The sequence below is a fragment of the Ruegeria sp. CL6 genome, assembly GCF_056536465.1.
On the sequence record NZ_JBQFPR010000002.1, the window covers coordinates 933,847 to 944,735 of the forward strand.

Annotated in this window: 8 protein-coding genes and 1 tRNA gene; 2 read left to right on the plus strand and 7 right to left on the minus strand. The window is 58.0% G+C overall.

The annotated features are described in order from the left end of the window. Positions 1–261: 261 nt before the first annotated feature. The 5 genes from ACR0LH_RS09510 to ACR0LH_RS09530 form a co-directional block, all read right to left on the minus strand. Positions 262–2,769, minus strand: coding sequence for a GcvT family protein (locus ACR0LH_RS09510; protein WP_480720676.1), 2,508 nt, complete (start codon positions 2,767–2,769; stop codon positions 262–264). A gap of 141 nt (positions 2,770–2,910) precedes the next feature. Continuing rightward, the gene (locus ACR0LH_RS09515; protein ID WP_480720677.1) at positions 2,911–4,233 is read right to left on the minus strand and encodes a CCDC34 family protein; all 1,323 of its coding nucleotides are present in this window, start codon (positions 4,231–4,233) and stop codon (positions 2,911–2,913) included. Between the two features lie 95 nt (positions 4,234–4,328). Next, the gene (locus ACR0LH_RS09520) at positions 4,329–5,741 is read right to left on the minus strand and encodes an FAD-binding oxidoreductase (protein WP_480720679.1); all 1,413 of its coding nucleotides are present in this window, start codon (positions 5,739–5,741) and stop codon (positions 4,329–4,331) included. Between the two features lie 24 nt (positions 5,742–5,765). Next, the gene (gene ggt, locus ACR0LH_RS09525) at positions 5,766–7,559 is read right to left on the minus strand and encodes a gamma-glutamyltransferase (protein ID WP_480720680.1); all 1,794 of its coding nucleotides are present in this window, start codon (positions 7,557–7,559) and stop codon (positions 5,766–5,768) included. Positions 7,560–7,605: 46 nt separating this feature from the next. Continuing rightward, entirely contained in the window at positions 7,606–8,592 is a 987-nt protein-coding gene (locus tag ACR0LH_RS09530; protein ID WP_170411998.1) for a 2-hydroxyacid dehydrogenase, read from the minus strand. A gap of 167 nt (positions 8,593–8,759) precedes the next feature. Here ACR0LH_RS09530 and ACR0LH_RS09535 point away from each other — a divergent pair, with 167 nt between their 5' ends. After that, positions 8,760–9,251 carry an SH3 domain-containing protein gene (locus ACR0LH_RS09535; RefSeq protein ID WP_480720711.1) on the plus strand — a complete coding sequence of 164 codons (492 nt, stop codon included), beginning with the start codon at positions 8,760–8,762 and terminating at the stop codon, positions 9,249–9,251. 11 nt (positions 9,252–9,262) lie between these two features. On the opposite strand, the gene ACR0LH_RS09540 is transcribed toward ACR0LH_RS09535, so the two are convergent. Next, on the minus strand, positions 9,263–10,171 hold the full coding sequence (locus ACR0LH_RS09540) for a haloalkane dehalogenase (protein ID WP_480720681.1): 909 nt from the start codon (positions 10,169–10,171) through the stop codon (positions 9,263–9,265). A 305-nt stretch (positions 10,172–10,476) separates the two neighbouring features. On the opposite strand from ACR0LH_RS09540, the gene ACR0LH_RS09545 reads away from it, so the two are divergent. Next, positions 10,477–10,551: transfer RNA gene (locus ACR0LH_RS09545), tRNA-Gln, on the plus strand. A 139-nt stretch (positions 10,552–10,690) separates the two neighbouring features. Here the strand turns inward: ACR0LH_RS09545 and ACR0LH_RS09550 are convergent. Continuing rightward, the gene (locus ACR0LH_RS09550; protein ID WP_170804137.1) at positions 10,691–10,837 is read right to left on the minus strand and encodes an HNH endonuclease; all 147 of its coding nucleotides are present in this window, start codon (positions 10,835–10,837) and stop codon (positions 10,691–10,693) included. Positions 10,838–10,889: the final 52 nt, after the last annotated feature.

The window sequence follows — 10,889 nt, forward strand, 5'->3', positions numbered from 1 at the left end:
TGCATCCGCAGGCTTGCCTCCGGCGGAAGTATTTTTAAACAGAAGAAGAAACGATTTCTTAACCTATAGAGGTCAAAAATGGCCTTGCGGTACAGGCGGAAGCGCCGATGGCCGTAACAGGAGAAGGCCCCCCTCGCCAAAAGCAGGGGGGCTGGATCGTCTTCCAACCCCCGCTTCTTCTGTTTAAAAATACTTCCGCCGGAGGCATGTGCCGCTGCAGGCGGCGCATTTCTTGCACGCCGCCCGCAACAATGCCCCGGATCAGCCGTCCTTGCGGATGGTTTCGTTTTTTGGGTCGTAAGGGCTGTCGCAAGTGACAACGGCATCCCACAGCTTATCCTGAATTTTGACCTTCAGCTTGGTGCCCACGACGGCCAGTTCGGGCTTTACATAACCCATGCCGATGGATTTCTCGAATGCAACCGAGTATCCACCCGAGGTCAGGCGACCGACTCGCTCACCCTCTGCGGTGTAAAGCGCCTCACGGCCCCATGGGTCAGCGTCGTCCGGTCCGTCGATCAACAGAGTGCAGCATTTCACGCGCACGCCGGTCTCTTCCAGCTTGGCCTTGCCGTAGAAGTCTTTCGACAGGTCGACAAAGCGCGGCAGGTCAGCCTCGAGCGGGGTCGCGTCGCGACCAAGTTCAGTGCCGAAGGCGCGATAGGATTTTTCCTGACGCAGCCAGTTCTGAGCGCGGGCACCGACCAGCTTCATACCATGTTTCTCACCGGCTTTTTCCAACAGGTCGAACAGGTAGTTCTGCATCTCGATCGGGTGGTGCAGTTCCCAGCCCAGCTCTCCGGTATAGGCCACGCGGATCGCGTTAACCGGGCACATGCCCAGTTCGATCTGGCGGGCCGACAGCCACGGGAAGCGCTTGTTGGACAGTGCGGTTTCCGGATCGGCGTCCTTGATGACCTCTTTCAGAACGTCGCGGGACTTGGGTCCGGCGATGGCAAAGACGCCCCACTGGGTGGTCACGTCCTGGATCTCGATATAGCCGAACTCCTCCATCTTGTCCTCGGCCGCTTTGCGCAGATAGTCCGCGTCATACTCGGTCCAGGCACCGGCGGAGACGATGTAGTAGCTGTTCTCGCCATTGCGGACGATGGTGTATTCGGTTCGGGTGGTGCCGTGCGAGGTCAACGCATAGGTCAGGTTGATACGACCGACCTTTGGCAGCTTGTTGCAGGTGAACCAATCCAGGAACTGAGTCGCACCGGGGCCTTTGACGACATGCTTTGTGAAGGCTGACGCGTCGATCAGGCCAACGCCTTCGCGGATCGCTTTGGCTTCTTCGACGGCATACTGCCACCAACCGCCACGACGGAAGGAGCGGCTTTCCTTGTCGAAGTTGTCAGGTGCATCAACAGGCCCAAAATAGTTGGGACGTTCCCAGCCATTGACCCAGCCGAACCGTGCGCCACGCGCTTTCTGGCGGTCATAGGCAGGAACGGTGCGCAGAGGACGGCAGGCTTCCCGCTCTTCATCCGGGTGGTGCAGGATGTAGACGTGCTCATAGCACTCTTCGTTCTTGCGGGCCGCGAACTCGGTAGTCATCCAGTTGCTGCTATAGCGTTTGGGATCCAGCGAGGCCATGTCGATCTCGGCTTCGCCATCGACCATCATTTGCGCCAGATAATAGCCGGTGCCACCCGCGGCGGTGATCCCAAAGCTGAAGCCCTCGGCCAGCCACATGTTGCGCAGGCCCGGAGCGGGGCCGACCAGCGGGTTACCATCAGGCGTATAGCAGATCGGGCCGTTGAAATCGTCCTTCAGGCCGGATTCGGCGCATGAGGGCACACGTTCGGCCATCGCCATATACTGTTCGGCGATCCGGTCCAGATCCAGCGGGAACAGGTCGGCGCGGAAGCTGTCCGGTACACCGTATTCAAACTGCGCAGGCGCACCATGTTCGTAGATACCCAGTATCCAACCGCCGCGTTCTTCGCGCGCATAGGATTCGTTGTCAGCGTCGCGGACAACGGGGTGCTCGGGGTTGCCGGCTTCGCGCCATTTGACCAGCTCGGGGTCTTTGTCCATGACGATGAAAGTGTGTTCAACCGGGATGGCAGGCATCTTGATGCCCAGCATCTTGGCGGTGCGCTGTGCGTGGTTTCCGCTAGCGGTCACAACGTGTTCTGCGGTGATCACGACCTGCTCGTCCGACGGCACAAGGTTGCCGCCCTTTTCGACCATCTTGGTGCAGGTAACTTCCCAGTGCGAGCCGTTCCAATGGAAGGCGTCGGCCTGCATCTTGCGCACGATATCCACGCCGCGCTGACGGGCACCCTTGGCCATGGCCTGTGTTACATCGGCAGGGTTAATATAGCCGTCTTCGGTATGATAGATCGCACCTTTCAGATCGCCGGTTTCGATCAGCGGCCAGCGTTCCTTGATCTGCTCGGGCGTCAGCCATTCATAGGCCACGTCGCAGGTTTCAGCGGTTGAGGCATAGAGCATGTATTCGTCCATGCGCTCTTGCGTCTGCGCCATGCGCAGGTTGCCGACCACAGCGAAGCCTGCGTTCAGGCCGGTTTCTTCTTCAAGCTGTTTATAAAAGTCGACCGAGTATTTGTGGATGTGGGTCGTCGCATAGGACATGTTGAACAGCGGCAGCAGGCCAGCGGCGTGCCAGGTCGAGCCCGATGTCAGCTCGTCCCGTTCAATCAACATCACATCATCCCAGCCCGCTTTGGCCAGGTGATAGGCAATCGAGGTCCCAACGGCGCCACCGCCTACGACCAGTGCTTTGACTTGGGTTTTCATAACCGGGCGTCTCCCCTTGGATTCTGTTGACACCATATGGCGCAATTGCCGGGCCCGGCGCGACATTCATCCGACCAGTGATATAAAAAAAACGACCCCCGGATTGCCGGGGGTCGCTTTTCAGCATCTCGAGTCGGCCAGTTAGCCGTCTGTCAGAGTGCATGTCTTGTAGGCGTCCTTGGTCGCGCACTTGCTTACCAGACCGGCGCCCCCCTTGTTCACGCGGACTTCGGGTGCCTGCGCCGTTTCGCTTTTTTGAAACATGGACTTTAGCCCATCCATAAAACCACCGCCCTTGTTGCTTGCCTCTTTCTGCTCGTCGTTCGCCTTGAACGAGGCGAATAGACGACCGAACATGTTTCCGCTTTGCGCATCGGCTTTTTGAACCTCACCTTCCAGAAGAATGTTGAGGCCAGTGCGGTAGCCTACCTGAATCAATTCATCCGCAGATTCGATTTTGTTCGCCGTCAAATCGAATGTGTCGCTTGGCAACCCGTACTGCGAGGCCAGCGAGTTGGCCACAAGCGAAAGCCCGTTGACGTTGTCCAGTCGAAGCCGCGCCAGCTCGGCCCGCAGCTTCATGAACTCACCCCGAAGGCCAGCCATTTCGATGGCCAGTTCAACCTCGGTTTCGGGGTTCGTGGTCCTATCGTTGCTGACGCCGGGCACCGGCTTGCGAAGCAGTGCATTCATCCCGTCATAGTCCAGCTTCGCCAGAAACTTTCGGACCTCATGCGGGGGCGCGTCGGAATACATTTGCATCCGAACTTCCTGACCAAGACCAAGGGCACCCTTGTAGATGTCAAACTCGACCGGAGCTTCCAAATCCGTAATACCCGCCGTCACCATCGACCAGAAGGATCGGTCATTCACAGTGATGACGCTATATTTGTTCTGCTTGAATTGAAAATAGGCCACACCGCCGACAATCGCGAAAGGGGCATAGTCGGCACCGCTTTTGCCCAGCGTATCAACAGATCGCACGATATTGCCGGTCAGAGTATTGGACCGCGCGTCCTCTTTCAAAGAAACCTGAAGCCAGATTGTGTGCGTGCCGTTTTCATAGACCCAACTGGTACGATCCAGCTTTTCGGCCAGCACCTGCACTTTCTGGACCGCGACCTGCTTGGCCAGCGGGCGGGCCGCCTCGCTGATACCATCCTGCAGGACACCTTCGCGGGCGTCGCGGGTATAGTCACGGTCCACAATGGCGCGACGCACCCAGTCCTCGCCCGATTTCGGGGCATAAGGCTCGCTTCCGGCGCGCCATCTCTGCTGGCGTTCGCGTTCCAACTGCTCGGCATCAAGCTCCTTGTCATACTGCGCCAAACGCTCTTTGATCGTGTCGACATAACCGCTGGCAGACAGCGTGCCCGTACTTTTCTTGTCCTGTTGGTAGTAGTCGAGTCCGGCAAGGACCAACACAACAACCAACGCAAATCCGATAATTCGCACTACGCCCATTTGAATACCTGAAATCAATTACTGCTCGTTTTGGCGATTGATACAGACGAATTTGGGCAACCTTGTGACCTAGACGCGAAGTTTCCGTAGCGTTATCAATAATTTGAGGATGGCAAAATCTTTCCCGGATTCATGATATTGTCGGGATCCAACGCCTTTTTGATCGCGCCCATATAGGCAACGGCTGGCCCCAACTCTTTAAGCAGATACGGCCGTTTGCCCTGCCCAATTCCGTGTTCGCCGGTACAAGTTCCCTCCATCGAGATCGCAAGGTCGTTCAACCAACCGACAAACCCTTCGGCATTGGCAACCTCGTCAGGGTTGTCCATGTCAATCAGCAGCAGTGTGTGGAAATTCCCATCGCCCACATGACCGACCATTGGGGCCACCAGGCCCAGCTTGCTCGCGCGATTCTGCGTTGCCGTCACACACTCTGCCAGGCGTGAGATCGGGACGCACACATCGGTCGAGATTCCGCGCGCGCCGGGGCGCAATTGCAGACACGCCCAGTACATGTCGTGCCGAGCCTGCCACAGCTTGTTCCGCTGTTCCGTCGTTGACGTCGCTGCAAAATCTGTACCCCCGAATTCCTCGGCGATCTGCCCGAAGGTCTCGGCCTGCTCAACCGCACCGCTTTCGGATCCGTGAAACTCAAGCAGCAGCAATGGCGTTTCCGGCAAGGTCAGGTTGGAATAGGCATTCGCGGCCTTCACAGACATTTCGTCCAGTAACTCGATCCGGGCAACCGGTACGCCGTACTGGATCGTCATCATCACAGCTTGGCAGGCCGCATCGACCGTAGGAAAGGAACACCGTGCCGAAGAGATCGCCTCGGGGATACCCTGAAGACGCAACGTGATCTCTGTGATGATACCCAGCGTTCCCTCGGCACCGATCAGCAACCGCGTCAGGTCATACCCGGCAGAGGACTTCTTGGCCCTGTGTCCGGTACGAATAATCTGGCCGTCGGGCATCACGGCTTCGAGGCTGAGGATGTTGTCCTTCATGGTCCCATAGCGCACCGCGTTGGTCCCCGACGCGCGCGTTGCGGCCATGCCTCCCAATGAGGCATTCGCACCGGGATCGATGGGGAAGAACAACCCCTGATCGCGAAGGTGCGTGTTCAGGTCTTCGCGCGTCACGCCGGGCTGAACGACACAATCCAGATCACTGGCACTAACCTGCAACACCTTGTTCATCTGGGTCAGATCAACCGATATCCCACCAGCGGGCGCATTCACATGCCCCTCAAGCGACGTCCCCGTGCCAAAGGCGATCACTGGCACTTTGTGTTCGGCGCAGACCTTGACGATCTCAGATACTTCTTCGGTCGAATGCGGGAAAACCACCGCGTCCGGAGACTGGTTTTCGATCCAAGTCGTGGTGTGCCCGTGTTGTTCGCGGATCGCCTGCCCTGTCTGCAGGCGATCGCCGAAGGACTGTTTCAGAAGACCAACGACTGTCTGAATGCCCGCGTCGTTCCGCGGCAACGCAACTGCTTGCGCCATACTATTCCTCCCTAAAACGCCGGGCTATTCGCCCAGCGCAATCCCCTCGCGACGTGGATCGGCCCCGCCTGTCAAGACATCCCCGATCTCGATCGCATGAAGCCCCGAGGTCAGGTCGCGCGGATTGACCTCATAGCCAAGTTCCGTCAAGGCATCCACAAAGCCTTCTGCTGACGTGCCTTGTTCGACATCGAAAGTACCGAAACGGTTCACCAGATGGGGCATCGACAACGCCTGCTGCACATCCATGTCCCAATCCGCCCAAGCAATGATCGACTTGGCGACATAGCCGATAATCCGGCTTCCACCGGGCGAACCGATGGCCAAAACCGGTTTGTCGTCCTGCATTACAATTGTCGGGCTCATCGACGAACGGGGGCGTTTGCCCGGCTCTAGTCGGTTTGCGATCGGGACACCGTTGCTGTGGGTCTTGAACGAGAAATCCGTCAGTTCATTGTTCAGCAAAAACCCGTTGGTCATCAATCGCGATCCGAACCCGTTTTCAATCGTCGTGGTCATCGACAAGACGTTTCCATACTGATCAACGATCGAGATATGAGAGGTCGACGGCAATTCCAGAGACACGTCATCCGCCCAATTCGACGAATGCTCGAATTCGGGGTTTCCGGGTGCTGCGTCGATCAGTGCTGCATCTCCGCTCATCAACGCGCCACGTTCCGATAGGTAGGCCGGATCAACCAGCCCCTTTGTCGGCATCGGGACAAAATCGTGATCGGCCATGTACCGCCCGCGATCCGCGAAAGCCAGACGCGAGGCATCACCGATCAGCCGCCATGTATTGATGTCCTCGGGTCCCATCGCGGCCAGGTCGTAGCCATCTAGCATGCCCAGAATCTGACCTACAGTCAGCGCGCCGGACGATGGGGGACCCATTCCGCACACCTCATAGACACGGTACGCCGCACAGACAGGCTCGCGTTCGATCACCTGATACAGCGCCAAATCTATTCCCGACAGAATCCCTGGATTGCCCGGAGCATTCCGCACCGTGTTGACGATACCCGCAGCGATCTCACCGCCGTAGAAACCAGCAGATCCCTCACTGGCAAGAACGCGCAGAGTTTCTGCGTAATCGGGGTTCATCAGGCGCTGGCCCTGCGCCAAGGGTGTCCCATCAGGCAGGAAATACGCAGCGGTCGCGGGGAAGCGCGACAGGCGTTCGGCATCCTTTTCGACAAGGCTGGCCAGACGCGGAGATACAAGAAACCCTTCGTCAGCCAGCGTTATCCCATCGGCGAACAGGCTGGGCCATGGGCTGCGCCCCCAGCGCCGGTGCGCTTCTTCCAGCAAAGCGGGCGTACCCGGTGTCCCCACCGACAAACCGCCCACGACGGCGTCGAAGAACTTCAGGGGTTCGCCATTTTCATCTTGGAACAGCCGGTGATTTGCCTCCAGCGGTGCGGTTTCGCGTCCGTCCAGTGTCGTCAATTCTCCGGTCGCGGCATCGTACCAGACAAGAAACGCCCCACCGCCCAGACCGGATGACTGTGGCTCGACCAGGCCAAGCACAACCTGAACGGCCACCATCGCATCCGCAGCCGATCCACCGGCCCGCAAGACCTTGGCTCCGGCTTCAACGGCCAGAGGGTTCGCAGCCGCAACCATCCAATTCTGCGAGGAAACCGGCGCACCGGCCAGTTTCGCCTCGAGCGAGGCAATTACTTCTTCGGTCAATCCCTGCACTTGCCCATCCGAGGCACCTTCGGGGGCAACAGCGTCGGCTATCTCTTGTGCGATCGAGGGGCCAGCAATTGCCATTGCGGTCGCAAACAACCCGGAAATCAAACTTCTTTTCATAGTATCCTCCTGAAAATAATGTAATTTTACGGGGTGCCGCAATATCCTACAGCATGGCAGGAACCACCTGATCCGGCGGACGGTGGCCGTCTTCAAATGTCTTGATGTTGATGATGACTTTCTCACCCATCTCGATCCGACCTTCCAGAGTGGCCGACCCCATATGCGGCAGCAGAACAACATTGGGCAACTGCCGCAGGCGCGGATTCACATCCGTCCCGTGTTCGTAAACGTCCAGCCCTGCCCCTGCGATATCACCGGATCGGATCAGGCGGGTCAGTGCGTTTTCGTCCAACACTTCACCGCGCGAAGTGTTCACGATCACTGCCGAGGGTTTCATCAGCTTCAGCCGCCGCGCGTTCATCAGGTGGAACGTGGACGGCGTGGATGGACAGTTGATCGAGATGACATCCATCCGCGCAACCATCTGGTCAAGACTTTCCCAATAGGTCGCTTCCAGCTCTTGTTCTGTTTCCGGGCGAAGCCTGCGGCGATTGTGATAATGAACCTGCATGCCAAAGGCGCTGGCCCGGCGCGCCACAGCCTGACCAATGCGTCCCATGCCCAGAATACCAAGACGGCGGCCACCAATACGGCCACCCAGCAGCGCGTTCGGAGCCCAGCCCTCCCACTCGCCTTTTTGCATCACTGACAACCCCTCGGGGATACGTCGCGTGACGGCCAGTATAAGGGCCATGGTCATGTCGGCGGTATCGTCAGTCAGAACTCCCGGAGTGTTGGAGACAAGAATTCCCCGCTGCCGGGCGGTCGCAACGTCAATATTGTCGACCCCTGCCCCGTAGTTTGCGATCAGGCGCAGCTTTTCGCCCGCCTGCCCCAGCAATCCGCCGTCGATTGTATCTGTGACCGTCGGCACAAGGACATCCGCGCTCTGGACTGCGGCGACCAGTTCTTCGCGTGACATAGGAGCGTCCTCGGTCCGCAACTGCACGTCGAACAACTCGCTCAACCGGGTTTCTACCGCCTCGGGCAACCGTCGCGTTACGACAACACTCAGACGTTCTCTTGGCACCTGTGCACTCCCACTGCTTTGCAAACCTTCGCGCGCCATGGCATCGTGGCGCAGGATAAGGCGGGGCACAAGAACCCCCGAGGCATTGAGTCGACCTTTTTTGAAACAATATCAACAGGCACAAGAGCAGACAGTCCGTGAGTGGTTTTCTACCCGTAAAGCACCGTTTGGCGGCGGTTTTATCCGTGTTTTTAATCGTCACTGGCACATTGGCAGCCAGCGCGCAGGGCGAACGTGGCCCGGTGACCAATCTGCCCCTGCCCCGATATGTTTCGATGAAAGCCGCTGAAGGCAATGTGCGTCGCGGCCCATCCCTGTCTCATCGAATCGATTGGGTCTTCAAACGCCGCGGGATGCCCCTGCAGATCACGGCCGAGTATGGAAACTGGCGCAAGGTTCAGGATCGCGACGGTGCTGGTGGCTGGGTTCACTACGCGTTGCTGTCCGGCGTTCGCACAGTCCTGATCGAATCTGACATGCTGCCTGTTTATGCAAACCCGGACCCGAACTCGCAGGTCAGCGCACAGTTTGAATCCGGCGTGGTCGCACGGCTTGGAACCTGCACCGTTGATTGGTGCCGAGTTTCAGCTGGCGGCTATCGGGGCTGGACCCTCAAGTCGAACCTTTGGGGGGTCGATCCCTCGGAAATCCGGGAATAATCCTGCAATTCTCAGGATGTGCGCGCGATAAAGTCGCAAGTTAGGTCAACCAGTTCGGGGCCGACGTCCTCTTGCAAAAAATGACCCGCGTTGGGCAAGATCGTATGAGGTTGCCCGGCCGCGCCCGGACAAAGACGCTGAAACACCGCATCTATCCCGGCCATTACTTTGTCATCGGCCCCAAACGCCGTCAGGACAGGCGTTTGCAGGCCGCGCAGCACACCCCAGGCTTGCCGGTTCGCAGCCGACTCGGGATCATCGGGCGAAGACGGCACCAGCATCGGGAATTGCCGCGCCCCCGCCTTGTAACTTTCGTCGGGAAACGGCGCGTCATACGCCGCAATGGTCGCATCGGATAGCGGCCTGGCGGTTCCCCCCTTTAAAATCCCACCGGCTGGAAAAACGGGTACTTCCTGACTGAACCTGCGCCAGTTCTCAAAAGCCTCGCCCATCGGCTGATCACCGGTCGGCAACGCGGTGTTGGCGACTACAACCCGCGCAAACCTGTCAGGCATTTCAGCCCAAAGCCGCAATCCGATCAAACCGCCCCAATCCTGACAGAACAGAGTGATATTGCGCAGGTCCACCTGTCGCAGCCAATCCCCCATCCACGCGACATGGCGTGCATAAGTGTAGTCGCTGCGTTCCGTTGGCTTGTCTGATCGACCGAACCCAACCAGATCCGGCGCAACAGCACGATGTCCCTGTTTCACAAACCCGGCGATCATATGGCGATACAAATACGACCAGCTCGGCTCTCCATGCATCATCAACACCGGATCGGCATCGGCAGGACCCTCATCCACATGATGGATTCGCAACTCTCCCCCTTCAGTGTCGTCGACCAAAGAGTAGTGCGGTTCAAAACCATAGTCGGCCAGTACTTCAAACCGAGAGTCCGGCGTGCGCAGGAATTTCATGTTTCACCTATACTTTCGATACCGAGCTTGTCCCGCGACAGTCAGGATACGACACAGAATGTCACCCGCGCCCCCGTGAGCATTTGAATTATATAAAGAATAGCAGAGTAGGTGTTTTCAGAAAACACTCTGAAGCTGATCAAACAACCCGATTTCAACACGCAGAGCACCCCAGCCGAAAGAGCCAGAAAAACCCAACCACGCGCTCCGATCCCGGCTTTGAAAATTTTTTCCGAACCTTGCTCATTTTTTGCGGGAAAGGTCTTGAACCCTCCAAACAACAATCGTAGATAGCGCCTCACCGTTGGGGTGTAGCCAAGTGGTAAGGCAGCGGTTTTTGGTACCGTGTATCGTAGGTTCGAATCCTACCACCCCAGCCAGTCCTTCAGAACATAGAACGACAGCAGGCACTTGGGGCTAAACCCTCCAAGAAATGCCCCCGTTTATGCCCCAGTGGATTCGGGTGTTACGGGTGCAGAAGGTGGGCCCTCAGAGGTCGTTGAAGGCCCATGCCACGGGTTATAGCAGGTCTCGATCGACACCGTTCGCCCAGAAGTCCCAGTCGTCGCGCTTGTTATCCGCCGCCGACCCCTCAATCAGGTGCTCAGGACGGACGCAGCGCTCGTTATGACAGCGATGGCGAACCACCGTTACCTCATCGATCACCGCCCGGTTAACAATGCGTCAAAAACTGTGAGCCTGTGTAATCGACTTCACT

Coding starts and splice junctions, on each gene's coding strand:
- ACR0LH_RS09510 (WP_480720676.1), bottom strand. CDS start 2,769: ATGAAAACCCAAGTCAAAGCACTGGTCGTAGGCGGTGGCGCCGTTGGG.
- ACR0LH_RS09515 (WP_480720677.1), bottom strand. CDS start 4,233: ATGGGCGTAGTGCGAATTATCGGATTTGCGTTGGTTGTTGTGTTGGTC.
- ACR0LH_RS09520 (WP_480720679.1), bottom strand. CDS start 5,741: ATGGCGCAAGCAGTTGCGTTGCCGCGGAACGACGCGGGCATTCAGACA.
- ggt (WP_480720680.1), bottom strand. CDS start 7,559: ATGAAAAGAAGTTTGATTTCCGGGTTGTTTGCGACCGCAATGGCAATT.
- ACR0LH_RS09540 (WP_480720681.1), bottom strand. CDS start 10,171: ATGAAATTCCTGCGCACGCCGGACTCTCGGTTTGAAGTACTGGCCGAC.